General features: G+C 72.4%; 14 protein-coding genes and 1 pseudogene. 3 read left to right on the top strand and 12 right to left on the bottom strand.

Translation table 11 applies throughout. The features are described from left to right. The first annotated feature begins 122 nt into the window (after window positions 1–122). On the top strand, window positions 123–1,574 hold the full coding sequence (locus tag OHA72_RS00830) for a glycoside hydrolase family 3 protein (RefSeq protein ID WP_327005944.1): 1,452 nt from the start codon (window positions 123–125) through the stop codon (window positions 1,572–1,574). A gap of 734 nt (window positions 1,575–2,308) precedes the next feature. On the opposite strand, the gene OHA72_RS00835 is transcribed toward OHA72_RS00830, so the two are convergent. Then, a complete protein-coding gene (locus OHA72_RS00835; RefSeq protein ID WP_327005945.1) occupies window positions 2,309–7,168 on the bottom strand; it encodes an NAD-glutamate dehydrogenase in 4,860 nt (1,619 codons plus the stop codon). Window positions 7,169–7,374: 206 nt separating this feature from the next. Between OHA72_RS00835 and OHA72_RS00840 the strand changes: the two genes are divergently transcribed. Further along, window positions 7,375–9,264: a penicillin-binding transpeptidase domain-containing protein gene (locus OHA72_RS00840; protein ID WP_327005946.1), complete on the top strand. Its 1,890-nt coding sequence runs from the start codon at window positions 7,375–7,377 to the stop codon at window positions 9,262–9,264. A 51-nt stretch (window positions 9,265–9,315) separates the two neighbouring features. Here the strand turns inward: OHA72_RS00840 and OHA72_RS00845 are convergent, their stop codons facing one another. From OHA72_RS00845 to OHA72_RS64500, 11 genes and pseudogenes are all read right to left on the bottom strand, one after another. Further along, entirely contained in the window at window positions 9,316–11,436 is a 2,121-nt protein-coding gene (locus tag OHA72_RS00845) for an arginase family protein (protein ID WP_327005947.1), read from the bottom strand. Between the two features lie 11 nt (window positions 11,437–11,447). Beyond that, window positions 11,448–12,338 carry a tetratricopeptide repeat protein gene (locus OHA72_RS00850; protein ID WP_327005948.1) on the bottom strand — a complete coding sequence of 297 codons (891 nt, stop codon included), beginning with the start codon at window positions 12,336–12,338 and terminating at the stop codon, window positions 11,448–11,450. A 4-nt stretch (window positions 12,339–12,342) separates the two neighbouring features. Next, on the bottom strand, window positions 12,343–13,215 hold the full coding sequence (locus OHA72_RS00855; protein ID WP_327005949.1) for an ABC transporter ATP-binding protein: 873 nt from the start codon (window positions 13,213–13,215) through the stop codon (window positions 12,343–12,345). 13 nt (window positions 13,216–13,228) lie between these two features. Further along, a complete protein-coding gene (locus tag OHA72_RS00860; RefSeq protein ID WP_327005950.1) occupies window positions 13,229–16,243 on the bottom strand; it encodes an FtsX-like permease family protein in 3,015 nt (1,004 codons plus the stop codon). Continuing rightward, window positions 16,240–19,206, bottom strand: coding sequence for an FtsX-like permease family protein (locus OHA72_RS00865; protein ID WP_327005951.1), 2,967 nt, complete (start codon window positions 19,204–19,206; stop codon window positions 16,240–16,242). The genes OHA72_RS00860 and OHA72_RS00865 overlap by 4 nt, the downstream gene beginning before the upstream one ends. An 83-nt stretch (window positions 19,207–19,289) precedes the next feature. Beyond that, on the bottom strand, window positions 19,290–20,963 hold the full coding sequence (locus OHA72_RS00870) for a coenzyme B12-dependent isobutyryl-CoA mutase large subunit (RefSeq protein ID WP_327005952.1): 1,674 nt from the start codon (window positions 20,961–20,963) through the stop codon (window positions 19,290–19,292). A gap of 114 nt (window positions 20,964–21,077) precedes the next feature. Further along, a complete protein-coding gene (locus OHA72_RS00875; RefSeq protein WP_327005953.1) occupies window positions 21,078–21,755 on the bottom strand; it encodes an Asp23/Gls24 family envelope stress response protein in 678 nt (225 codons plus the stop codon). A 160-nt stretch (window positions 21,756–21,915) separates the two neighbouring features. Next, window positions 21,916–22,566: an ABC transporter ATP-binding protein gene (locus tag OHA72_RS00880; protein ID WP_327005954.1), complete on the bottom strand. Its 651-nt coding sequence runs from the start codon at window positions 22,564–22,566 to the stop codon at window positions 21,916–21,918. Continuing rightward, on the bottom strand, window positions 22,563–23,420 hold the full coding sequence (locus OHA72_RS00885; protein WP_327005955.1) for an ABC transporter ATP-binding protein: 858 nt from the start codon (window positions 23,418–23,420) through the stop codon (window positions 22,563–22,565). Before OHA72_RS00885 ends, OHA72_RS00880 begins: the two co-directional genes overlap by 4 nt. A 41-nt stretch (window positions 23,421–23,461) precedes the next feature. Next, complete coding sequence (locus OHA72_RS00890) at window positions 23,462–24,214, bottom strand: FtsX-like permease family protein (protein WP_327005956.1); 753 nt, start codon at window positions 24,212–24,214, stop codon at window positions 23,462–23,464. Window positions 24,215–25,364: 1,150 nt separating this feature from the next. After that, window positions 25,365–26,267, bottom strand: a pseudogene (locus OHA72_RS64500) (FtsX-like permease family protein); the annotation flags it as partial. Between OHA72_RS64500 and OHA72_RS00900 the strand changes: the two are divergent. Then, entirely contained in the window at window positions 26,197–26,544 is a 348-nt protein-coding gene (locus tag OHA72_RS00900) for a hypothetical protein (protein WP_327005958.1), read from the top strand. The pseudogene OHA72_RS64500 and the gene OHA72_RS00900 sit on opposite strands and share 71 nt — an antisense overlap. Window position 26,545 lies beyond the last annotated feature (1 nt).

A 26,545-nucleotide genomic window follows, 5' to 3' on the forward strand; every position in this document is an offset into this window, starting at 1 on the left:
GAAAGCGTACGGTCACACCACCCACACGGCCTACGCACAACTGGTCAAGATGCTCTTACGATCGTGGATAGCGCATCCGACGAGTGTCCAACACTGGTCCAAGCGCTGAGGGGGGAAACACCGTGTCGAACGATCCAGGACTGCGCCGGCTGGCGCTGGGCACGCTGCTCGGAGCATTCCCGGGCACACAGGCCCCGGCCTGGGCCGTCGACCTGGTCGCCGAGGGGATGGCCGGGCACCTGCTGTTCGGCTACAACATCGTGGACCGCGACCAGGTCGCCGCGCTGACCGCCGGCCTGCACGCCGCCCGTGACGGCGTGCTGATCGCCATCGACGAGGAGGGCGGCGACGTCACCCGCCTGGCCCACCGCCTGGGCAGCCCGTATCCGGGCAACGCCGCCCTCGGCGCGCTCGGCGACCCGGCGATCACCCGCCGCGTGTACCGCACCATCGGCGCCGAGCTCGACCAGCTGGGGCTGAACCTCGACCTCGCACCCACCGTCGACGTCAACACCGCCGACGACAACCCGATCATCGGCACCCGCAGCTTCGGCGCCGACCCGCACCTGGTCGCCGCGCACACCGCCGCCGCCGTGCTCGGCCTGCAGAGCGCCCGCGTGGCCGCCTGCGCCAAGCACTTCCCCGGCCACGGCGCCACCCTCGCCGACTCGCACCTCGAGCTGCCGACCGTCGACATCTCCTTCGAGGAGCTCCGCGGCCGCGAGCTGCCACCGTTCGCCGCCGCCATCGAGGCCGGCGCCAAGTCGATCATGAGCGCGCACATCCGCGTACCCACGCTGACCGGCGACGCCCCGGCAACCTTCAGCCGGGCCGTCCTCGTCGACCTGCTCCGCACCGAGCTCGGCTTCACCGGCGTCGTCGTCACCGACGCCCTGGAGATGCTGGGTGCGGCCCGCTACGCCGGCAGCACCCAGGCCGGCGCGGTCCTCGCCCTCGCCGCCGGCGCCGACCTGCTCTGCATCGGCGCCGACGTCGACGAGAAGCTCACCCTCGCCTGCGTGGACGAGATCGTCGCCGCCGTCCAGGACGGCCGCCTGCCGCTCGCCCGCCTGGAGGAGGCCGTCGCCCGCGTCCAGGCCCTGTCCGACTGGACCCGCCAGGGCGACCGCACCGACCGGGAGGAGCCCGGCCTCGGGTACCCGGCCGCACTCAGCGCCGTGCGCATCGAAGGCTCGGTCGACCTCTCCTCCGCCCCGCTCATCGTCCAGCTGGAGTCGGAGTCGTCGATCGCCGCCGGCCGCGTCCCGTGGGGCCTCGGCCCGCACGTCAACGGCACCGAGCAGATCCGCGTCGTGGCCGAGCAGACCACCCCGGACGAGCTGCGTGCCCGCGCCGGCACCCGCCCGATCGTCGTCGTGGGCCGCAACGTGCACCGCCTGTCTGGCGCTCGGGTGCTGGTGGATGCGCTGGCTGCCGTCCACCCCGTCACCGTCGTCGAGATGGGGTGGCCGTCGTCGTGGCGTCCTGCTGCCGCTCGCGCTTTCATCACGACCTGGGGTGCAAGCCATGCCAACGGGCGTGCTGCGGCTGAGACTCTGGGGTTGGCTGCCTGAGGGTTCCTGTTTTCACCCCCCAGGATCGTGTGGTCGTCTTCCTGTTGAGCGTCCGCTTGGGGGTACGCCGCTTGGAGTGGTTCCTGGTGTCGGTCCTCGGGGCTCGGTGGTTTCGCGCAGCCTCCGGCGGCGCGGACGGGTAGCGCGGTCGCCGTCCGTGCCGTAGTTGCGGTGATCCCAAGCCAGGTCCGAACTCACATGATCCAGCGCCGTCGGGCGCATCATTCGGTGCTACAACACCGTTTTCAGTCAAAGAGCGAAGACCATCGATCACTAGACCGGGGAGTACCAGCACTCGGACGGCGATCTTCCGTCCCGGCCCATGATCGAAGGACGGCCGTGGTCGTCCGGACGACCACCCGGAGCCTTCGATCATGAAGGGGGCGAGGCTGGATCTTGGTGCGCACCTTGAGCGCTCTCCGATTTGGGTGATTTGCGATGGTTTTGATACCAGCGACGGTGTGGCACCACCGAATGACGACCTCGACGGCGCTGGATCATGTGAGCGCGGACCTGGCTTGGCATCACCGCAACTACGGCACGGACGGTGACCGCGCTACCCGTCCGCGCCGCCGCAGGCTGCGCGAAACCACCGAGCCCCGAGGACCGACACCAGGAACCACTCCAAGCGGCGTACCCCCACGCGGACGCTCAACCGCAAGACGACCACACGATCCTGGGGGGTGAAAGATCCGGAAGACCCCCAGAGGCCTCCCGGATCAAACACAGCCACGTCAGGCCGCAGAAGCCCGAACCAGAGTACGGATCTGACGTAGCAGCACAGACAGCGCGGCAAGATCCCCAGGCGACTCACCGAACTCGCCGATCGCATTGCGGGTCCGCGCGATCGACGTCGCGTTGCTCTGCTCCCACTCATCGACGCGGGCCTCGGCGTCCCCCGAGGGAGCGGTGCCGTTGAGCACCTCGGCCGTCAACGCCGCCAGCGCCGCATACAGGTCGTAGCGCAGCGCCATGCGGGCCAGGGTCTGCCAGCGGTCCTCGCGGGGCAGGTCGGAGATCTTCGACAGCAGGTTGTCGATGCGGAAGCGCTCCGACAGCACGTAATAGACGGTGGCGACCTCGTTGACGTCGCGACCGGTCTGGGAGGCGACCTCGACGATGTCGAGCAGGCCGAAACCGTACATGATGCGGGTGGTGAGCTCGGCCAGCTCGTCGGGCAGGCCGAGCTCGCGCAGCTGGACGGTGTTGGCGTGCAGCGCGTCGCGCTCGCGGCCTCGGAACAGGGTCTCGAGCTCGCCGAGCAGGCGTGAGATGCCGGGGCGCAGCCGGGCGATCTCGCCGGGCACGTCGATCGGCAGGCGCCGGTTGGAGACCAGCCAGCGCACGGCGCGGTCGAGCAGGCGCCGGATCTCCAGGTAGACCTCGGTCTGCGAGTCGGTCGGGATCTGGTTGTCGAGGGCCTCGACTGCGGCGCGCAGCGCGTTGAGCCCGTAGACCTCGCGGATGACGACGGAGGCGCGCAGCACGTCCGCCGAGCCGGCGCCGGTCTCCTCCGACGCGCGGTGGAAGAAGGACGTGCCGCCCCGGTTGACGGCCTCGTTGACCACGGCCGTGGTGACGATCTCGCGGCGCAGCGGGTGCTCGGCCATCGCCTCGACGAACCGGTCGCGCAGCGCGGTCGGGAAGTAGTCGACGAGCACCTCGTTGGTCCACTCCTCGTCCGGCAGGCCGGAGTCGAGGATCTCGTGCTCGAGCACGATCTTCACGTAGGACAGCATGACCGCGAACTCGGGTGAGGTCAGACCGACGCCGAGCGCGGCGCGGGAGTCGAGCTCCTCGTCCGTGGGCAGCCCTTCCAGGGCCCGGTCGAGCTGGCCGCGGCGCTCCAGCTCGGCGATGAGCCGCTTGTGCACCGGCAGCAGCGACCGGGACTGGGCGCGGGCGTTGCCCAGCGCGGTCGCCTGGTCGTAGTTGTCGCGCAGGACCAGGTCGCCGACCTCGTCGGTCATCTGGGCCAGCAGCGGGTTGCGGTCGGCCTGGTCGAGCCGGCCGGCGGCGACGGCGCGGTCGAGCAGGATCTTGATGTTGACCTCGTGGTCGGAGCAGTCGACGCCGGCGGAGTTGTCGATGAAGTCGGTCGCGATGTGACCGCCGCCGAGCGCGAACTCGATCCGGCCGAGCTGGGTCAGGCCGAGGTTGCCGCCCTCGCCGACGACCTTGGCGCGCAGTTCGCGGCCGTTGACCCGCAGGTAGTCGTTGGCCTTGTCGCCGACATCGGCGTGCGACTCGCTGGTGGCCTTGACGTAGGTGCCGATGCCGCCGTTCCAGAACAGGTCGACGGGGGCGGCGAGGATCGCGTGCATCAGCTCGTTGGGGGTCAGCGAGTTGAGCGAGGACGGGATGCCCAGCGCCACCTTCGCCTCGGACGTGAGCGGGATCGACTTCGCCGTGCGTGGGTAGACCCCGCCGCCGGTGGAGATGATCGACTTGTCGTAGTCGTCCCAGGAGGAGCGGGGCAGGTCGAACAGGCGCTGCCGCTCCTCGAACGACGCCGCCCGGTCCGGGGTGGGGTCGATGAAGATGTGCCGGTGGTCGAAGGCCGCGACCAGCAGGATGTACCGCGACAGCAGCATCCCGTTGCCGAAGACGTCGCCGGACATGTCGCCGACGCCGACGACGGTGAAGTCGGTGGTCTGGGTGTCGACGCCGAGCTCGCGGAAGTGGCGCTTCACCGACTCCCAGGCGCCCTTGGCGGTGATGCCCATCTTCTTGTGGTCATAGCCGGCCGAGCCGCCCGAGGCGAACGCGTCGCCGAGCCAGAACCCGTACTTCACCGAGATCTCGTTGGCGATGTCGGAGAACGTGGCGGTGCCCTTGTCCGCGGCGACGACCAGATACGGGTCGTCGGGGTCGTGGCGGACCACGTCGGCCGGGGCGACGACCTTGCCGCCGTCGAGGTTGTCGGTGACGTCGAGCAGGGCGGAGATGAACAGCTGGTAGCAGGCGACGGCCTCGTCCCGGTCGCCCGGGACCTGCTTGAGCACGAAGCCGCCCTTGGCGCCGGTCGGCACGATCACCGCGTTCTTCACCATCTGCGCCTTGACCAGGCCGAGGATCTCGGTGCGGAAGTCCTCGCGCCGGTCGGACCAGCGCAGGCCGCCCCGGGCGACCGCGCCGAAGCGCAGGTGCACACCCTCGAACCTCGGCGAGTAGACGAAGATCTCGAACTTCGGCCGCGGTGCCGGCAGGTCGGGGATCGACTGCGGGTCGAGCTTGAACGCCGTGTAGGACTTCGGGCGGCCCGCCTCGCCGCGCTGGAAGAACGACGTGCGCAGGGTCGCCTGGATCAGCATCAGGAACGAGCGCAGGATCCGGTCCTGGTCGAGGCTGGTCACCTCGTCGAGGTCGGCGTGGATCGCCGTGACCAGCTCCTTGGACTGCACGGCGCGGCTCTCCTCGGACAGCTGCAGCCGCGGGTCGAACCGGGCCGCGAACAGCGCGACGAGCTTGGAGGCGATCGCCGGATACTGCAGCAGCGTCGACTCCATGTAGTCCTGCGAGAACACGGTGCCGGCCTGGCGCAGATACTTCGCATAGGCGCGCAGCACGACCACCTCGCGCCAGGTGAGGCCGGCCTTGATGACGAGGGTGTTGAACCCGTCGACCTCGGCCTCCCCGCGCCAGGTCGCGGAGAACGCGTTCTCCAGGTGGGGGCGCACCTCGGCGATCGCCCGCGAGTCGGCGGGCAGCTGCAGGCCGAAGTCGTAGAGGAAGATGGTGCCGTCGGCGCGGTGCATCTCATACGGACGCTCGTCGGTGACCCGCACGCCGAGGGAGTGCAGCACCGGCAGGACCGCGGACAGGATCATCGGCTCGCCGTAGCGATACACCTTGAACCGGATGTCACTTTCGTCCTGGCGACGCCGGTAGACGTGCATGACCAGCTGGCCCGGCTCGTCGAGCAGCTCCAGCTTCGCGACGTCCTTCACCGCCTCATACGGCGTGTGCTCGTCCTTGTAGGTCTCCGAGATCGCCCCGCCATAGCGCTGGTAGAGGATCTTCGCCTGGTGCTCGTCGTTGAGCTTGCGCTCCAGCACGAGCCGGAAGTCGTCGTCCCAGAGGCGGGTGGCCTCGGCGAGCCGCTCGGTCAGGTCGTCGACGTCGACGTCGCCGGGCGGGTTGCCGGGCTCGGTGCGCACGATGAAGTGGACCCGGGCGAACTTCGACTCGCTGACCCTGGTCGTGTAGTCCACGCCGATGCCGTTGAGCTCGGCCAGGAGGATCTGCTGGATGCGCAGCCGGTTGGCGGTGGTGAACCGGTCCCGGGGCAGGTAGACCAGGCAGGAGATGAATCGGCCGTAGGCGTCGCGGCGCAGGAACAGCCGCAGCTGCCGGCGCCCGGCCAGGCGCAGCACGCTCATCGAGGAGCGGTAGAGCTCGTCGGTGGTGATCTGGAACAGCTCGTCGCGGGGATAGGTCTCCAGGGTCTCCATCAGGTCCTTGCCTGAGTGGCTGCGCGGCGACAGGCCGGAGCGCTCCACCACCTCGGCGACCTTGCGCTTGACCACCGGCAGGTCCCGCACGCTGGTGCGGTAGGCCGCGGAGGAGAACAGCCCCAGGAAGCGCTTCTCGCCGGTGACGTTGCCGTCGGCGTCGAAGAGCTTGAAGCCGATGTAGTCCAGATAGGCGGAGCGGTGCACGGTCGCCCTGGAGTTGGCCTTGGTGATGATCAGCAGCCGCTTCTCCAGGGCCTTGGCATACGCCTCGGCGGTCATGGAGCTCAGCACCCGCGGGTGCGGCTGGTCGGCGCGCAGGATGCCCAGGCCGGTGCCGAGGACGGCCTGCAGCAGGTCCTCGCCGTTGTCGCCCTTGGTCAGCTTGTATTGCCGGAAGCCCAGGAACGTGAAGTGATCATCGGCGAGCCACCGCAGCAGCTCGACGGAGTCGGTGATGTCCTTGTCCGGCACCGGCAGCTGCGCGCTGCCCAGCTCGTCGGCGAGCGTGAGCGCCTGGGTGCGCATCTTCGGCCAGTCCTCGACCGCTTCGCGCACGTCGTTGAGCACGCGGGCCAGGTCTGTGCGGACCGTCTCCAGGTCGTGCTCGTCGCGGATGCGGTCGATCTCGATGCGGATCCAGCTCTCGACGATGTCGCCGGGGGCGGCGTCCTCGGGCTCGAGCCCGACCCGGACCTCCTCCAGGGCGCCCAGCGGCTTGCGGCGCACCACGAAGAGCGGGTGGACGAGCAGGTTGACGTCGAGATTGCGTGACGACAGCGCACTGGTGACGGAGTCGACCAGGAAGGGCATGTCGTCGGTGACGATCTCCAGTGATGTGCCGCCGGTCACGCTGAGCCCCAGCCGGAGCTTCAGCTCGCCCGGGACCCGCTGCCCGGCGAGCTCCAGGTGCGACCCCGTGGCCTCGACCATCTTGGACACCTGGCAGCTGGCCAGCTCCTCGTCGGGGACGAGTCGCCAGTAGTGCGCGACCAGCTCTGGATCGGCGTCCTGCGCGGCGGCCAGGACCACCGCCTCGGCGACGAGATGCTCAGCGTTGGGCACTGGCTGCGTTAATTCGTCGTCCTCGATCGCTGGCTCGGCGACCGCAGTGCGCACCGTTGCCGTGGGCCGGTTCATCGGTCTGTTCTCCCCTCACCCACGACGCTGTGGGTTGTCCCGCACAGCCTAAGACGTACCCCCGACATTTCAGATCGGCGCACGCCCCGACAACCGGTTCAGCAGCGTCGGTTACCCGATCGACCAGCACGCGCCGATACCAATTGTCCAACTTTTCCGATCTTGGGGCGTGCGGATCGTGGCTTTCATGACGCAGAATCGCCCACATGGCCGTTTCATTTCGTCGCATGATCGCCCTCCTCGCCGGGCTGACGCTGCTGGGCGCCCTGCCCGCCTGCTCCAGCAAGCCACCGGACGACGCGCTGAAGACGTTCCTCGCCGCGTGGGAGCAGGGCAACATCGCCGGGATGAAGTTCCTGGGCACAGACGGCAAAGCGCTCAGTGGCGACGCGGCGCAGAAGCTGTGGACCACGGTCGCCGGCGACCTCGCCGCGACCCCGCCCAAGCTGGCCATCAAGGGCTCGCCCGCGGTCAAGAAGGACGAGGCCAGCGCCGTCGTCACGGTCAAGTGGCCGGTCTCCGGCTCGACCTGGGAATACGACACGACCGTCAAGGCCAGGCGGGTCGACAAGCAGTGGACCGTCGTCTGGGACGCCAAGACCATCAACCCGACGCTGGAGCCCACCGACAAGATCGCCGTGCGCAAGTCGGCGGGTCCCCGCGGCAGCATTCTCGACGGCGCCGGCCAGCCGATCGTGAGCAGCAAGCCCGTGGTCATCATCGGCGTCCAGCCACGCTCGGTCACCGACATCAACATCGTGGTCAAGAACCTCGGCGACGCGTTCACCGCCGCCAAGGTGCAGGTCGACCTGTCCGGCCTGCCCAACAAGGTGAAGTCCGCGAAGCCCGACGCGTTCGTCGAGGTCGTTACGTTGCGTAAAGAGGTCTACGACACGGTCGCCAACAAGCTCAACTCGACGCCCGGTGTCGTCACCCGCAACTCGACGCAGACCCTGGGACCCTCGGCCCAGTTCGCCCGTGCCCTGATCGGCACGTCCGGCGAGGTGACCAAGGAGATCATGGACAAGAACCCCGGCAAGTACAAGATCGGCGACGTGGTCGGCCTGTCCGGGCTGCAGCAGCGGTACGACACCGCGCTGCAGGGCAAGCCGGGCGTCTCCGTCATCGTGCCGATGCCCACCGGTACCCCGGACAAGAAGCTCTTCACCACCGAAGCGGCACCGGGCGCGGCGATCAAGCTCACGCTCGACGTGAACATGCAGAACGCGGCCGAGGCGGCCCTCGCCCTCGACAACCGCCGCTCCGCCCTCGTCGCGATCCGCGTCAGCGACAACTCGATCGTCGCGGTCGCCAACGGCCCCGGCGCGGCCGGCAACAACTTCGCGCTCGTCGGGCAGACCCCGCCCGGTTCGACGTTCAAGACGATCACCGCGCTCGGCGTGCTCGACAAGGGCACGACCGGCGAGACCGTGGTCCCCTGCCCGAAGAACCTCACCGTCGACGGCCGCACGTTCAAGAACTCCCACGACATGGAGCTCGGCAACGTGCCGTTCCGGGTCGACTTCGCGAAGTCGTGCAACACCGCGTTCGCGTCGCTGGCCCCGCAGCTCGCCCCCGACGGCCTGGCGAAGACCGCGCAGAGCGTCGGCATCGGCATCCCGTGGGACCTCGGCGTCGACGTCTTCACCGGCAAGGTCTCCGCGAACGGCTCCAAGTCCGAGCAGGCCGCGGCCGCGTTCGGGCAGGGCACCACGCTCTCCTCGCCGGTCGCGCTCGCCGGCGCCGCCGCCGCGATCGCCCGCGGTCAGTGGAAGCAGCCGCAGCTGGTGCTCGACCCCGCCCCGAAGAGCCCCGCGGCCGACGGCCCGCAGCTCAACCAGGCGTCCCTGGACGCGCTGCGGCAGATGATGCGCGAGGTCGTCACCGCCGGCACCGCCGACCAGCTCAAGGACCTGCCCGGCGACCTGCGGGGCAAGACCGGCACCGCCGAGTACGACAACGACCCGGCGCACACGCACTCGTGGTTCATGGGGTACCGCGGCGACATCGCGTTCTGCGTCTTCGTGGAGAACGGCGGCGCCAGCACTGCGGCGGCGGTCCCGATCGCCGGCAAGTTCTTCCAGATCATCGGCTGACCCCGGCGCACCCGGCCCCACTCGCCACCCGGCGGGTGGGGCCGTTGCACGTCAACGCTGCTTCGGTGTCCGGTCCTCATCGGGGGTACGGGCGGCAGGCACCACGTCCGTCAACGGCGACTCCGGTGGCTCCACGGGCTCCCGCGGCGTCCTGCTCTGCGCCGGCACGAACGGCACCACGCCCTCGCGCTCCTGAGCGGACGCATTGCCGGGTGCGCTGTCGTGCGGGTCGGCGCGGCGGGCCAGACGACCCGACACCGGTGGCCCCGAGATCGGCGCGAGCGTCAACGCCAGCCGTGGCGCCCGGCGGCTCTTGCGCCCGGGACGCCCGAACGGCAGCGCACCGCCGCCGTCCTCCGCGCCCTCGTCGGCGGCGCCCGCATCAGGGCCCTGGCCGGTGCCGGCCGGCTCACCGGGCTCCTCCGGCACGCCGGCGCCGCTGCCGACGGTGACCCAGCCGCCGTCCGCGGGGGGCGCGGACTCCACGGTGTCCAGGTCGATCGGCTTGCGGGTGGTGATCCCGATCACGGCGCCGCGACTGTACGCCGGCAGCCGAGGCGTCTCGGTCCTGCCCGCCGCCGCACGGCCGGTGCCCCGGTCGGCGGCGAGGTCGACCACCGCCCCGGTCCGCACGTCGACCCAGGCGACCGGCGGCAGCTCCAGGTCCGCGCCGCCGGTAGCGGCCTCGTCACCGGCAGCGTCCTCGTCGCCCGCGGCCCCGGCGACGTCAGGGGACGCCGGCTCCACCTCCGCCGCCAGGTCGGCGGCAACGTCGTGCGCCGGATCCTCCGCCAGATCGTCCACCGGCTCACCCGCGAGGTCGCCGACGGGCTCAGCGGGCTGATCGTCGCCGGTCGGGTCGGTGGGCAGGGCAGCGGGCGGCTCATCCACAAAGTCGGCGTCCGGGAAAACGGCGGCCGGGAGGTCGGCGGCCGGCCCACCCTCGGCGTCCTCCGCCAGGACGGCGACCGGGTCGGTCAGCTCCTCGCCGACCGGACCAGCGGCCCATTCGGCGTCCAGGTCGGCGGAGTCGACCACGCCGTCGGCGGCAGCGTCACCCACCGGCGCGGTGATCGGCTCATCCGCCAGCTCATCCGCCGGCTCCTCCGGCGGCACCGACGACGACACCGCCGCAGGAACAGGCTCCACCGGAACGGGTGCCACCGGAACGGATGCCACAGGCGGTGCCGGCGGTGCCGGCGGGGCCTGCAGCGGCGGGGCGGACACCACCGGGGTGAGGTCCGCGGCGGCGAGGGCGGAGGACGTGACGAGGGGCTCGAGCCCGGCGACCAGGACGTCGGTGACCTCCCGCGCATACTGCCCGTCGGGGTCGTAGTCGGGGTCGAAGACGGTGACCTGCACACCCACGCAGCGAGGGTCGCAGACCAGCCCGCTGAGCAGGATCTCCAGCTCGCGGTAGGCGATGCCGCCCACGTCGGGCGCGTCGACCGCCGGCATCACCGCCGGGTCGAGGACGTCGACGTCGACGTGGACCCAGAAGCCGGCGCAGTCGCGCAGCTGGTCGCGGGCCCACTGCGCGGAGCGCGCGGCGCCGTGGGAGCGCAGCTCCGGCACCGCGCGGGCGACGATGCCGGCGGCCTGCAGGTCGAGGCGATACTCGTCGTGGGTGCGGATGCCGAGCAGGACCACGTCGACGTCGCGGAAGTAGGGCCGGCGCTGCTCGATCGAGGCGAGGTTGCTCTGGCCGCGGCCGGTGGCCAGGGCGAGGGCCTCCCCCGCCGCAGCCCCGACGTAGGAGGCGTTGCCCTCGTGGCGGAAGTCGGAGTGGCCGTCGACGTAGACGAGGCCGACCCGGCCGGCGAGGTCGGCGGAGTACCGCCGCATCGCCAGGCCGGCGCCGAGCAGGATCGAGCAGTCGCCGCCGAGGACGACCGGGAAGTCGCCGGAGGCGAGGACGGCGCCGATCCGGTCGGCGAGCCGGCGGACGAAGACGGCGATCTCATCCGCCTGGGCGACGCCGTCACCGGGCTGCCAGCCGGCCGGGTCGTAGCGGGGCGGGGTGATGCACCCCGCGTCGCGGGCACCCAGCCGGGCCAGCAGGCCGCTGTCGCGCAGCGAGCCGGGGGCTTTCGCGCAGCCGGGGACCGAGGTTGCGGTCGGTGGCCGCAACCCCAGGTTGCTCGGTGCGTCGACGACGGCGATCCGGCGCATCCCGCCCCGGCTCAGAAGAGCGCGCTCGCCAGCGCCCGGCGGGCTTTGGCGACCGCGGGGTCGTCGGGCCCCGCGACGGTGAACAGCGAGACGAGGTGCTTGCGCACCGTCTCGCGTTCGTCGCCGGGGGTGCGGCGGACAAGGTCGATGAGCCGCTTGTAGGCGAGGTCGGCCTGGCCGGTCAGCACCTCGACGTCGGCGGCGAGCAGCTGCGCGGGCACGTCGTCGGCGGCGGCCTGTGCCGCCGCCAGGACCGCCGCGGGGTCGAGCCCCGTGGTGCGGCGCAGCAGGGCGACCTGGGCGAGCCCGGACCCGGCGATCGGGTCGGCCGGCGTGTCGGCGAGGATGTTGCGGTAGGCCTGCTCGGCGGTGTCGAGGTCGCCGTCCATGAGGGCGTCGTCGGCGGCGAGCAGGCGCGGGTCGTCGCCGCGCTGCACCTCGACGCCGGCGGCCTTGAGGACCGCGTCGATCCACTGGCGCAGGTGCGTCTCGGGCAGCATCTGGTTGAACGCATCGACGGGCTGGCCGCCGACGATCGCCACGACGAACGGGATGCCCTGGATGCGGAACATCTGGGCGAGCCGCGGGTTGGCCTCGATGTCGACGCGGCCGAGCAGCCAGGTGCCCTCACCGTCGGCGGCGAGTTTCTCCAGCAGCGGTGAGAACTGCTGGTGCGGCTGGCTGCCCTCGACGTAGAAGTCGAGGACGACCGGGGTGGTGACCGAACGCTGCAGGACGGCGTCCTGGAAGTTGGTCTCGGTGACGTCGAATACGAACGCGGAGCTCGGCGCGGCGGCAGGCTGGGCAGATCGCTGCGCCGCGGCCTGATTGCTCCGGGCCAGGGCGCCGAGGTCCACCGCCCCGCGGGTGAAGATCGACTGGGTCTGCCTTGGGTCGCTCATGGAGCTAGTTTTGCACGTGTCCCAAGTGGTCTGCCGCAAGTGACCGGTCGGATCCACCCGCGACCAGTGTGACGGCGCCGTCGATGTGCTCCACGGTGAAGAGGGTGCCGGGCGGGAAGTCGCCGAGGACCTCCGGCGGCAGCTGCACGGTGCCGTCCCCGGCGACGACGGCGAAGTCCTGGCCGTCGCGGCCTTCGGCGCCGACGCGGCCGTCGCGGATGGTCACGGCGCGGCCGAGGCGGGTGCCGACGTCACCGTCGTGGGTGACGACGACGATGGTGGTGTTGCGCTCCTGGTTGACGGTCTCGAGGGCCTCGAGGACCTCGTCGCGGCCGGCGGTGTCGAGCTGGCTGGTCGGCTCGTCGACGAGCAGCAGGCCGGGTCCGGCGGCGATGCCGACGGCGAGCGCGGCGCGCTGGCGGGCGCCGGGCGCGAGCTCGTCGATGCGGGAGCGGCCGAGGCCGGGCAGGCCGACCAGGTCCAGGATGCGGTCCGGGTCGTCGAGCTTGATGCCCTCGGTGCGGGCGGCGCGCCGCTGGGCGAGCCAGATGTTGCGGTGCAGCGTCGCGTAGGGCAGCAGGTTGCGCGCGGCGCCCTGCAGCACCACGCCGATCTCGGTGCCACGCAGCCGGGCGATCTCGCCGTCGGAGAGCTTGCCCATGTCGTATGTGCCGATGTTGACCCTGCCGGCGGAGGGGCGCATGAGCCCGGCCAGCAGCGCGATCAGCGTCGACTTGCCGGAGCCGGACGGCCCGACCAGGGCGAGGGTCTCCCCCGGGCCGATCGACAGGTCGACACCGGCGAGGGCAACGACGTCGCCGGCCTCGGCCCGGTAGATGTGCACGACCCGCCGGCAGGCCACCGCCAACCCGTTCATGAGCAGTCCCCTTTTATCGCTGTCTGGTCGCGGCACGGAGTCGGGCACCGGCGAGGAGGGCCACACCGGTGAGGGTCAGCACGGACGCCACCCAGGCGGCGGCGACCGGGAGCGGCGACGGCCAGACCGGCACCGGGAAGGTGCCGGGGTCGTCGGTGAACACCGGAAGATGTTCGCGCACAAGGAGCCAGCTTGCCAGAGCGGCGAACGGTCCGATGACCGCCGCGGTGCCGACCAGCGCCAGGTAGCCGTTGGCGGACGCGTCGCGGCGGGCGACGCCCTGCGCCCGCAGTGCCCGCAGCTCGCCGCCGCGGCGCTGCCGGTCCAGGGAGGTGACGAGCCAGAGGGCACCGCCGGCGAGGAGGACCGCGAAGCCGGCCGCGAGCCCGTGGAAGCGCAGCGCGACCGCCGGTCCCTGATCGTCGAGGGCGGCGCGCAGCGGTGCCAGCCGCTGGTCGGTCATGACCTTCAGGCCCTGCGCCGCGACCCGGTCGAGGATGTCGGCGGGGGCGTTCGCGTTGAGCCAGATCTGCGGGCTGATCGTGTCGGCGCCGCCGGAGGAGAGCCGCTCGGCGTAGTCGAGATCGACGATGCCGCCCCGCACCCCCACCCGGGGGATCTGGACGGCCTCACCGGCGACCTTGACGGTGACCCTGGCCCCGTCGAAGCCCGCCATGTGGTCGCCTATGCCGGCGGTCGGGGACATCACGACCGGCATCGGCGACGGCGCGTCGGTCGGCATGAGCGTGAACGCGACGTCGGCGCCCTTGTAGTTGGACACGTCCATGTGCAGCCCGCCGCCGAGGAGGGTGAGGTCGGGCACGATCAGCTTGGGCCCGGGCGTCTCCGGCACCCGCCACTCCTCGGCGTCACTGAAGTCGGTGACGGTCTCGCCGCGCTGGGCCATGGAGTGCAGCGTGATCCCGGCGTCGAAGCCGCGGTCCTCCGGCTGCCGGATCCGCAGCGCGGCGAGGCGGCACTTGTTCACGCACATCGGGAGGTTCCTGACGTACGTGTGCCGTCCCAGCTGCGGCGCGCCGAAGTCGACCTCGCCGGCGGCCGAGCCGTCCAGCGGGATCACCACCGCGACGAACCTGACCCGGAACGCGTCGACGAGCTTGTCGACGGTGATGTCGAGGGTCACGTCCTTGTTGTCGAGGATGACGCTGTCCCGGGGGACCTCCGGCCGCAGCGCGGCGGCGGCCTCGGCGGCGGTGAACCGCGTGTCGTTCCACAGCGCGACCTTGGCGAGGCGTTCGCTGTCGACGCCGAGCATCCGCTGGGCCCCCGAGTCCCCCGACGTCGGCAGCATCGCCGTGGCCATGGCGAAGTCGCCGGCGGGGTCCAGCGCCCGGACCTTGCCGAGCAGCTCGGTGCGGCTGACCGGCTCGACGGTCAGGATCCGGTCGGCGCCCAGCTCGACCCGGATCCGCAGGTCGCGGTTGTCGTCGGAGGCGGACGCCGCGGTCGCCGCGAAGCAGGCGAGGGCGATCGCGACCACGAACAGGGCGAGGATGCGCTGGCTGCCGGGGCGGCGGGCCATCGCGTACGCGGCCAGCGTCGGGCCGATCCGGCCACGGCGCAGGGCCCGCCGGCCGTTGCGCTCGGCGAGCGGCAGCACGCCGCGGGCGGCGAGCAGGCCGAACGCGATGACCACCAGCGACGGGCCGAAGACGGCGAAGCCGGTCAGCCCGCTGTCACCCTGCCGCAGCTGCAGCATGGCGACGACGGCGAGCACCACCACGACCACCTCGAACACCGGGGCGCCCCAGCGCGACAACCGGCCGGGCACGTTGCGGAGCAGGTCGATGGTCTTCTTGGCGAGCTCGGCCCGCTGGGCGAGCACCGCCGCCAGCACGGCACCGGCGAGCGCGGTGAGGGCCCACCCGTTGGCGCCCTCCTTCAGCGGTACGTCGCCGCTGGTGCCCAGCAGCAGCCACGCCGCGAGCCGGACGAGGTAGTGGCCGAGGACGAAACCGGCCGCTGCGCCCAGCAGGATCGGCACGATGCTCTCGCCCGCGGCGAGCCACCAGCGGCGCGGGAGGGTGACCCCGCGCAGGGCCACCAGGCCGAGCTCCTGCCGGCGTTCGCCGGTTGCCGAGGCCACGACGACGAACAGCACGAACCAGCACAGCAGCACCAGCGGCACCGCGCCGACCGGCACGACCTGGGAGACCAGGCTCCGGTCCCGCTCGATGCGGGCCAGCAGGTGCGGCAGGTCCGCCTTCACCGTCGGCGACCCGGACAGGCCGGCCAGCTGGGCCCGGCCGCTCTCGACGGCGCCGTTGACGGCGACGAGGCTGTCGCCGGTGATCGCGGCGTGGTCGATGACGACGTCGAGGGCCTGCCGCTCGGTGAGGCGTTCGATCGACTCCAGCGTCAGCCGGCCGGCGAGGATCGGGGCGGTGACGCCCCGGGCGCTCGGCCGGTCGTCGAAGTAGCCGAAGTCCGCCCAGTACTGCTCGGTCGCGTCGATCGGCTCGTAGGCGCCGACGACCGACATGACCGTGGGCTTGCCGCTGCCGATCCACTCCTGGCCCTCGGCGTCGAACGTTGCCCAGTCGACGTTCAGCGGGTCGCCGACCTTGACCTTGAGCTGGTCGAACGTCGGCTTGCTGAGGATGATCTCGCTCTGGCTGATGAAGCAGCGGCCTTCGACGAGCCGGACGTGCGCGCAGGCGTCGTCGCGGTACACGAACCGCGGCGCGACCGGCTCGACGCCCGCCACCGAGCTGGTCACGTAGGTGTTGGTCTCGGCGCTGAAGACGGTCGAGAAACCGGGGAAGACGAAGACCTTCGGTGCGAGGTCCTCGAAGGCGCGGTCGCCGGCCTTCGCCTCGCGGCGGGCCTGCACGACCAGCTCGTTGATGGGCGCGGCCTCGACCTCGCTCGCCACCACGGCACGGTCGGCGGTGGTGATGTAGACCGGCGCGCTCACCGCGGCCGCCATCGCGAGCATGGCCAGCACGAACGCGGCGACGGCCTGCCCGGGCCGGGCCCGGATCATCGAAAGGACCAGTCCGATCACGGTGCTTTCCATCCGTCGGCGAAGTAGGGCAGGACGTCGCCGATGTAGGCGCGGATGAGCACGACCAGCAGCACCCCGATGAGGACGGAGACGCCGACGAGGATGAGGTACCCCTCGACGGCCACGCGCCGCACGAGACGGGAGGGCGCGCCCTGGATCCGCAGCGCGGTGAGCTCCGCGCCCCGGGGCCGGCGCTCGACGGCGGCGACCACGGAGGCCGCACCGATCGCGAGCGCGACCCCGATGAGCGCCGACAGCAGCATGAACCGCAGGGTCAGCGGCGGGCCGAAGGACGCGTAACGGGCGGCGGTGTCGTCGATGGACTCCTCGCCCTGCACGATCAGCCCCTGCTGCTCGAGCCGGTCGACGATGTCGCGCGGCGCGCCGCGGGCCAGCCAGACCTGCATCGACTCGCCCGCGCCGAAGTCGGCGCCGAGCCGGTCGGCGTACTCGAGGTCGATGAGCACACCCTGGTCGCCGAGGCGGGGCAGACGGGTCGCGGACCCCACGATCCGTTCGGCGATCGACGCCGAGCCGTAGGTGACCCGCTGGTCGCCGGCGATGCGCTGCTGCAGCCGCTTCGCCCGGATCGAGGCGATCGGCGCGGGCGTGTCGACCGGGTAGACGCCGGCGTCGGATGCCGGGCCGGGCCGGATCGGCGCGACCCGCAGCAGCAGGCCGCCGCCGGTCGGCGTGACGATCAGGTTGGGCGGCGCCGGGGAGACGGCCAGTCGCCACCGGGTCCGGTCGGCCAGCGCGTCGGCGCCGAGGACCGGCGACCCCGCCGACAGCCCCCGGACGGTGACGTCGATGCCGGGCCGCGCGGCGAAGAACACCTTCTGCTCAAGGGTGCTCTGCGTGATCGCCAGCGAGCTCAGCCGGCATCCGGGCGCCGTGGCGCAGACGGGCACCGGCGCCTTCAGCACCGCGGCACCCGCCACGAGCGGGCCGACCCGGGCCACCAGCCGGTCGCCCTGCGGGTCGGCGAGCACCGCCTCGAAGAAGAGGGTCCGGCCCGACTCGGGCTTGGTCATCCGCACGTCGAGGTCGAACGTCAGCTCGCCGCCGCTGACCATGACCGGGTCCGGCGCCGGGGGGTGCAGCGCGGCCGCGGCCTGCTCGGCGGTCATCCCGTACTCGGGGCGCCAGACGGCGACGGCGGGCAGGCGTGGGCTGTCCACGAGCAGGACCCGGTCCTGCCCCGAGCGCAGCGACTGCACGGCCGCCATCGCCTGCTTGCCGGACGGGTCCGCGGCGCGGACCGCCTGGAGCAGGGCGAGCCGGTTCTCGGCGCGGACGGTCAGCACCCGGTCGGCGCCGACCTCCAGCTCGGCCCGGGTGCGCCCGGCGGTCACGCCGGTGTCCCAGGTGATGTACGACGTGCCGAGCAGCGCCACCGTCACGATCATGAGCGCGGCGAGCCGGTGGACGCCGGGCCTGCGGGCCAGGTAGATGGCGGTGAGCGCGCGCGCCGGGCGGCCGTGGCGCAGCGCGCCCTCGACCAGCCGGCCGGCGACCGCGGTGATCACCCGGGACGCGACCAGCGCGCAGGCGAGCGCGGCGAGGCCGGGCGCCAGCAGGGCGAGCCCCGCGGCGTCCCCGGAGGCGCGGGTCTTCACCTGGTACACGGCGACGCCCGCGACGAGCACCAGCACCAGGTCGAACAGGTCGCGCCACGCACGGGCCCTGCCCGGGGTCTGGCGCAGCAGCTCGGCGACCGTCGCACCCAGCGAGCGGCGCTCGGCCAGCAGCGCCGCCAGCAGCGCGCCGAGCACGGCCACGACCACCGCGCCGACGGACAGCGACAACGCCTGGGAGACGACGGCGGGCTCGTCGATCGTGCCGGTGACCGCGGTGGCCACCAGGTAGCCCAGCGGGAGCCCCAGCACCGCTCCGGCCAGCATCGGCACCGCGCTCTGCCCGCCGACCAGCGCCCAGGTGCGGCCGCGGGTCGCGCCGCGCAGCTTGACCAGGCCGACGTCCGGGCGGCGTTCGTCGCCGGTGTACTTGACCGCCAGATACAGCGCGAACCAGCACAGCAGCAGCAGCTGGAACGCCCCGACGGGGACGCCGAGGCTCAGCAGCTGCCGGTCGCGCTCGACCCGCTCGACGGTGGCGTACAGGCTGGTGTACATGGTGAGCCGGTTGTTGGCCGCCTTGACCGTCGCCGCGTCGAGGAAGGCGCGGACCTCCGACGGGGAGTTGTCCACGAACAGTTTCGGCTCGGCGACCATGTCGACGACGAAGCGCAGCTTCTCCGGCTTCATCTGGTCGAACACGGCCGGTCCGGCGAGCACCGCGTCGTCGACCGGCTCGGTGATCTCCGGCGGCGCGCCGACGGGCAGGTCGACCGCGATCAGCTGGGCGTTGCTGCTCCAGAACGGGTCGGCCGGGTCCAGCGGCCGGTAGATCCCCACGACGGTGAACTGGGCCGTCCCGAGCACGTTGGTCGCCTCGAAGGTGACCTTGTCGCCCGGCTTGGCCCCGAGCCAGTGGGCGGTGCGGTAGCTGAGCATCACCTCGTCGGGACCGGTGGCGCAGCGCCCTTCGATCGTGGCGTGCTCACACGCGCCGGTGCGCAGCGACAGCGGCGAGTCGGTCTCGCGCTTCACGCCGACGGTGGCCCCGTCGTCCCGCGGCGTCGCGGCGATCAGCGAGCCGACCAGGTACGCCTGCGTGAAGGTGGTGAACCCGTCCAGCTCCACGACCGACTGGGTCAGCAGCGCGTTCGCCTCCAGGTGCGCGGCGACGGAGCCCCCCTCGATCGCACCCTCGCCGACGGTCTCCAGGGACCGTTCCTGGATCGTCGCCGACTCCACGTGGCGGGTCGCGATGCGTTCCGTGGACGCCAGGACGTACCAGGGCGCGGCGGCCGCGGCGGCCGCGGCGAGCGTGCTCAGCAGGAGCAACGTGATCGCCTGCGCCCGCCGGGCCCGCAGCGCTGCGAGCACGAGTGCCAGCAAGGCCCCTCCCCATGGTCAAGGTCGTTCGTAGGTAGACCACCCGGGAGAGGAGCCGGTTGCATTGAGATTAGGTAACGGTGCCCTTAAAAACGTGCCGGTTCGCGGTAAATGCCCCATTCGTCCTTCAGCGCGCCGCAGATCTCGCCGAGGGTTGCCTCGGCCCGGCACGCGTCGAGCATCGCGGGGATCATGTTGTCGCCGCTGCGCGCGGCGTCGACCATCTCGGCCAGCTTGCGCTCGACCAGGGCGTTGTCGCGTTCGATGCGGCGGGCGCCGAGGAGCTTGTTCTGCTCGATCTCGACCTCGTGCGAGACCCGCATGATGTCCAGCTCACGGGTCAGCGAGCCGGTGTGCACGTTGACACCGACGACCCGCTTGTCGCCCTTCTCGACAGCCTGCTGGTAGACGAAGGCGCTGTCGGCGATCTCCGACATGAACCAGCCGTCCTCGATGCCGCGCAGGATGCCGGCGGTGATGGTGCCGTCGCCGCCCATGTCGCGGATGCGCTGGAAGATCGCCTCGGCCTCCGCCTCGATGCGGTCGGTGAGATCCTCGACATACCAGGAGCCGCCGAGCGGGTCGGCGACGTTGGTGATGCCGGTCTCCTCCATCAGCACCTGCTGCGTGCGCAGGGCGATCTCCGCCGCCTCGTCGGTCGGCAGCGCCAGCGTCTCGTCCAGGGCGTTGGTGTGCAGCGAGTTGGTGCCGCCGAGGACCGCGCTGAGCGCCTCGACCGCGGTGCGGACCACGTTGTTGTACGGCTGCTGCGCGGTGAGCGACACGCCGGCGGTCTGCGTGTGGAACTTGAGCCACAGCGCCTTCTCGCTGGTCGCGCCGTACACGTCGCGCAGCCAGCGGGCCCAGATCCGCCGCGCGGCCCGGAACTTCGCGATCTCCTCGAAGAAGTCGATGTGCGCGTCGAAGAAGAAGCTCAGGCCGGGCGCGAACCGGTTCACGTCCAGCCCCCGCGACTGGCCCAGCTCCACATACCCGAAACCGTCGGCGAGGGTGTACGCCAGCTCCTGCGCGGCCGTCGACCCCGCCTCGCGGATGTGGTAGCCGGAGACGGACAGCGGCTTGTAGCGCGGGATCTCCTTGCCGCAGAACTCCATCAGGTCACCGATGAGGCGCAGGTGCGGCTCCGGCGGGAAGAGCCACTCCTTCTGCGCGATGTACTCCTTGAAGATGTCCGTCTGCAGGGTGCCGTCCAGCACGCTCAGGTCGGCGCCCTGGCGCTCGGCGGCCACCAGGTACATGCAGAACACCGGCACCGCGGGCCCGGAGATGGTCATGCTGGTGGTGACGTCGGCCAGGGGGATGCCGTCGAAGAGGACGTCCATGTCGGCCGCGGAGTCGATCGCGACGCCGCAGTGGCCGACCTCGCCGAGCGACTGCGGGTCGTCGGAGTCGCGGCCCATCAGCGTCGGCATGTCGAAGGCGACGGACAGCCCGCCGCCGCCGGCGCCGAGCAGCATCTTGTAGCGGGCGTTGGTCTGCTGCGCGTTACCGAAGCCGGAGAACTGCCGGATCGTCCAGGTGCGGCCGCGATACCCCGTGGGGTGCAGCCCGCGCGTGTACGGGAACTCGCCGGGCCAGCCGATGCGCTCGAAGCCGGGCACGTCGGCACCCTCGGGCGGCCCGTAGACCGGCTCGAGGCGGGTCCCGGACAGGGTGGTGAAGTCGGCGTCGCGCTTGCGGGCCTCGTCGTAGCGGCGCTGCCAGCGGGCTCGGCCCTCGGCAATGTCGTGGGCGTCCATCGGGTGTCGGCGCTCCTCGGGTGATCGGGGTGTCCGTCTCACCGTCGATGGTATGCGCTCCCTGAACGATCGCTAAGGAGGGTGGGCGAACTCCCACCCTCCGTTACCCGGCCCTTACGCCTCGGACGCCGCGACGGACTCGGGCAGTTTGTCGCTGACGTGCACGTCGTCCACGACGATGTCGACCGACGTGACCTCGAGCCCCAGCAGGTTCTCCACGGCGCCGATGACGTTGGCGCGGACCTTCTCGGCCACGGAGTACAGCACGAAGCCGTACTCGATCACGAGCGTGACCTGCACGGCCGCGGAGCGGCCCTCGAGCCGGACGCTCACGCCGCGGTTGCCGTGCTCGCGCTCGTCGTCGCCGAGCCCGATCCGGTCGCGGACGGAGGCGAAGACGCGGGCGACGTCGCCGCCCAGGTCGTACACGCCGGCGACCTCACGCGCGGCGATGCCGGCGATCTTCTCGACCACCTCGTCGGCGATGGTGGTGGTGCCCCGCTCGGCCGCCAGCTCGGCGTTGTTGCGCAGCCGGTCGACGACCTGCGACGCGATCCGCCCGGACGCCGCGGCGGTGGTCGTGGCGAACTCCCCGACCCGGTCGGCGGTCGTGCTGGCGAACTCGCCGACCCGCTCGGCGGTGTCGGAGGCGAACGCGCTGACCCGCTCGCCGGTGGTGGCGCCCGCGACGGACCCCGGGGCGGCCGGCTCGATGGAGAGCGCGTCGCCCGTCATGTCCGGATCGTCCACATCAGTGCGCTGTGCGGGGAGACCCGCGGTCACGTCGGTCATGTCAAAAACTCCCCTAGGTCGGTGGCCGAGCGCGAGCGTACTCGCGCCCGGCCACCGCAGGGATAGGGCTTTCGTGCGTAGCGGCGCGGAGCATGGGGGGTGTGGGGTGGGAACCCCCCATGGAACCGCGGCCCGCAGGGTCGGGGAGCCGGAAACAGCCCTAACGGACCAGTTGGGCGACCCCGTCGGAGAGATGCAGCTCGCGGTCGCAGGCGGCCGCGGCCTCCGGGTCGTGGGTGGCGAAGACGACCGCCGCGCCGCGGCGGGCCTCCTCCTGCAGCAGCTCCATGACCTTCTGCCGGTTGGTGGAGTCCAGCTCGCTGGTCACCTCGTCGGCGAGCACCACGGCGCCGTGCAGGGCCAGGCCCCGGGCGATCGCGGTGCGCTGCTGCTGGCCGCCGGAGAGCTCCTCGACCAGCTGGTCGGCCTGGCCGGCGAGGCCGAGCCGCTCCAGCGACGACACGGTCGCCCGCCGGGCGTCCGCCGGCGCCGCACCGCCGGCGATCATCGCCACCTGGATGTTCTCCTGCGCGGTGAGGATCGCGGCGAGCCCGTTGTCCTGCGGGATCAGCACGACCTTCTCCGTCACGGCGTGGTCGCGGTCGCGCAGCGGCGTGCTGTCCACGGCCACGACACCGGCGGCGGGCTTCAGCAGCCCCGCCATCGCCCACAGCAGGGTCGTCTTGCCGGCCCCGGAGGGTCCGGTGACGGCGAGGATCTGCCCCGGGGAGACGACCACCGAGACGTCGCGCAGCACCGGGTGGTCCCGCTCGTACGCCACCGTGACGCCGTCGACCGTCAACGTCTTCACTGCATGTCCTCCATATGTGCGGACCGGGCGGGCACCAACAGCACCGTGCCGTCGGGCTGCGGCTCGACCCCGACCAGCGAACCGGGCGGCAGCAGGCGCAGCGCCTCCTGGGGCAGGTGCACCGTACCGTCGCGACCGACCACGGCGTAGTCCTCTCCGCGACGGCCCTCGGCACCGACCCGGCCGTCCCGGATCGTGACGGTGCGGCCCATCCGCTGGCCGACGTCCGGGTCGTGCGTCACGACGACCACCGTCGTGCCGGCCCGGCGGACCGCGTCCAGGGCGAGGAGCACCTCGTCGCGGGCGTGGGTGTCGAGCTGGCTGGTCGGCTCGTCGGCGAGCAGCAGTCCCGGCCGGGCGGCCAGCCCGACGGCGAGCGCCAACCGTTGACGCTCACCAGGAGAGAGTCGCTGCGGCCGCTGCCGGTTGCGTCCCCGCCCGCTCAGGCCGACGGTCGCGAGGACCTCCCGCGGGTCGGGCAGCTGCCGCCGCCGGTCGCCGGGGACGCCGCGCTGGGCGAAGCGCACGTTCTGCTCCGCCGTCAGGTACGGCAGCAGGTTGCGTGAGGCGCCCTGCAGCACGACCCCGACGTCGGTGGCCCGCAGCTGCTGCAGCTCCGCGGGGGTGGCCCGGGCCAGGTCGTGCTCGCCGACGCTGACCCGCCCCGCCGACGGCGGCAGGAGCCCGGCGAGCAGCGACAGCAGCGTCGACTTGCCCGACCCGGACGGGCCGAGCAGCGCGACCGACTCGCCCGGGGAGATGTCCAGGTCGACCCCGGACAGGGCGACGACGTCGTAGCCCTCCAGCCGGTAGATGTAGACCAGTCCACGGCAGGTCACGGACAGTCCGCTCATGCCGTCCCGGTGAGCGGCACCTCCGCCGCGCTCCGGGCCGGTCACTGGGCACCGTCCCGCAGCCGCTGCGGCGTGGCGCGTCCCATGAGCCGCAGCACCATCAGTACCGCCGCAAACAGACCCACCACGATGACGGCGACCGCCACGGGCAACGCGCCCATGCCGAGCCGCAGGGCGAAGGGCTCGGCGACCCCGACCGTGACGAGCGGGATCCCCGGCAGCATCACCATCGCACCGACCAGACCGGCGGCGAGACCGACGACCAGTGGCAGGCCGAGCAGCGCCCGGTACTCCCGGAACACCACCCTGCGCAGCTGCCCGGCCCGCACCCCGGCGACCCGCAGTGCGGCGAGCTCGTAGAGGCGGGCCCGGACCCCCACGTACGCGGTGAGCAGCACCACGCCGATCGCGAGGAGGATCGCGGCGCCACCGGCGAGCAGGTAGAGCCACAGCCCGAGCGCCGGCGCCCGCCGGGCCAGCTGCGAAAGCTGCCCCTCGATGGTCTCCGTGCGCAGCACCTGCACCCCGGCCGCGGCGAGCCGGCGGTCGAGGTCCGCGGGCGCGGCGGCCGAGGCCCACACCTCGTAGCGCAGGGTGGCGTTGTCGGCGAGGCTGGCGCCCCGCTCGGCCATCCGGGTGGCGTAGTCCAGGTCGAAGAGCACCCCGCGCCGGCCGGCCCGCGGCAGGCCGGCGGCGTGCGCCGCGACCGTGAACGGCTGCGGCTGGTCGGAGAAGCCGGGCAGCTTGAACGTCGCCGCGGCCGCGTCGTCGGTGGGCGCCCCACCGGCGAGCACGGCGGGCAGCGCGTCGGGCGTGTCGACGTGCTCGACGACGGCGTCGGCGGGCTCGGTGCCGGAGACGTCGACGCCGAGCGCCGCGCCCGACCGGACGGTGACCGAGCTCTGCCTCGGGCGCCAGCGGCCGGCGAGGTCGAAGCCGGCCGCGAGGGCCGCTCCGTCGGTGCTCAGGCCGCGAACGGCGACGCTGACGGCGAAGGGTTCGCTGCCCCCGGCGGCCCGCCCGATGGCCAGGCCGACGAGGCGGCAGCCGTTCGCGCAGCCGGTGAGGGCGGCGTGGTAGGACTTCGTCGTCCCTTGCCCAGCCCGCCGAGCGCCACCGTGCGGGCGGCTGGCCCGGCGCGGCGACGATCGCGGCGACCCGCAGCGCCGGCTTGGCCGGCAGCGCGTCGACGGAGATCTCGGCGGCGAGGTCCTTGCCGACCCGCAGCGGCGCGGCGACGTCCGGGTGCAGCCGTGAGGCCAGCTCGCCGACCTCGGCCGGGGAGTGCCCGCGCCACACCGCGACGCCCGCCAGCCGGCCGGACTGCACCCCGAGCAGCTCGATGGGGGCGTTGTCGAAGCGCTGGCTGGCCCGCACCACGGCCATGGAGTGACCGCCGGGGTCCGCCTTGTCGACCGCGGCCTCCAGGGCCGACGGGTGGTCGGCGGCGACCGTGAGGACCCGCTGCGCGCCGACGGTGTCGTCGGCGGTGTCGCGGCGGGCCTGCGCGGCGGCGTCCCACGCGGTCGCGGCGAACGTCAGCAGCGCCACCGCGACGGTGACCACCACGACGAGCCGCTGGCCGCCGGGGCGGCGGGACAGCTGCGCGGCGGACAGCAGCGGCACGATCCGGCCGCGACGGCGGGCGATGCGCAGCCGGGCGTGCGACCACAGGCCGAGCAGCCGGGCGGCGGCGACTCCGAGGACGACCGCGAGCAGCGGCGGCGCGAGCAGGGCGAGGGGCGAGCCACGGTCGTTGACGGCGGCGGCGAGGCTGGCCACGGCGAGCGCCACGACGACGCCCTCCGCGACGCCGGCCCGCCAGCCACCCCGCTCGGGGACGCGCCGCAGCAGGCCGAGGACGGGCCGCGCCAGGGTCTGCCGGCCGGCGAGCACGGCGGCGGCGAGGCCGGCGGCCAGGGCGATGCCCGCGGCTGCGAACACCGGCCAGCGCACCTCGACCCGGACCCCGTCGGCGAGCAGCGCGCCCGCGGCGGCCTGCACGAGCAGCAGCCCGGCGACGATCCCGGCGGGCACGGCGGCCGCCGTCAGCAGCAGCACCTCACCGAGCCCGAACCTGGCGGCCCGCCCGGACGGATAGCCGCGCAGTTTCGCCAGCGCGATCTCCGGCGCCCGCTCCTCGGTCAGCGAGGCGACGAGCAGGAACAGCACAAACCAACACAACAGCAGCAGTGGTACGGCGATGACCGGCGCCGTCCGCCCGATGCTGGCGCGGTCGGCGTCGATGTCGCGAAGGACCGCCGGGAGGGTGGTGGTCACCTCCAGCTCCTCCCCCCGCAGCCGGTCCCCCAGGGTCTGGATGCCGTCGCGGAGCCCTGCGACGTCGTCGAGCCTGACCCGGTCGGCGCGCAGCGGGTACTCCAGGCGGGTCGCCAGGGTCGCCGTGCGCTCCAGGCGCAGGTCGTCCTCGGTCATCGAGAACAGCGCGTCGGCCCGCTCCCCCTCGCCTCCCGCGGCGGCGCTGAAGTAGGAGGTGCGGCCCCAGTACGCGGCGTCGCCGTCGGTCGGGGTGTAGATGCCGCGGATCGTGAAGGTCTTGTCGTGCCCGCCAGTCGCCGGTCCCATCCGGACGGTGAGGCGGTCGCCGACCTTCAGGTCGCGGGCCGTGGCGGTGCGCTTGCTGACCGCGATCTCGCCCGGGTTGTCCGGGCAGTCGCCGTCGATCGTCAGGTGGTAGCAGGCGTTGTCGCGGTACGCGAGCTTGGCGCCCACGTCACCGTCGCCGGAGGCGACTTTGCCACCCAGGGTGACTTCGGTGTCGATTGCCGCGACCGGCAGGTCGAGCCGGTCGGCGAGCAGCTGGTCCTTGGCGAGCGCGGTGTTCATGGCCAGCCGGATCTCGGCGAGGTCCTTGAACGCGGCGCTGTCTGCGGTGCCCTTTGCCCCGACGGTCAGCCCGGTCGCGTCGGTGGACGCGGCGGACAGGCCGTCGGTGAGCACGGACTGCTGCGCGGCACGGCTGTACGCGGGTGCGAGCACGGCCGCCGTGGTCGCCGTAACGGCGAGGAGGAAGACCACGAACGACCGGCCGGACCGGTATCTGATGCCACGCAGCATGACGGTCCAGGCCGTCAAGATGTGCCCCCTGTGCTGGTCGAGCTGAA

Source organism: Dactylosporangium sp. NBC_01737, assembly GCF_035963215.1.
Lineage (GTDB): Bacteria > Actinomycetota > Actinomycetes > Mycobacteriales > Micromonosporaceae > Dactylosporangium.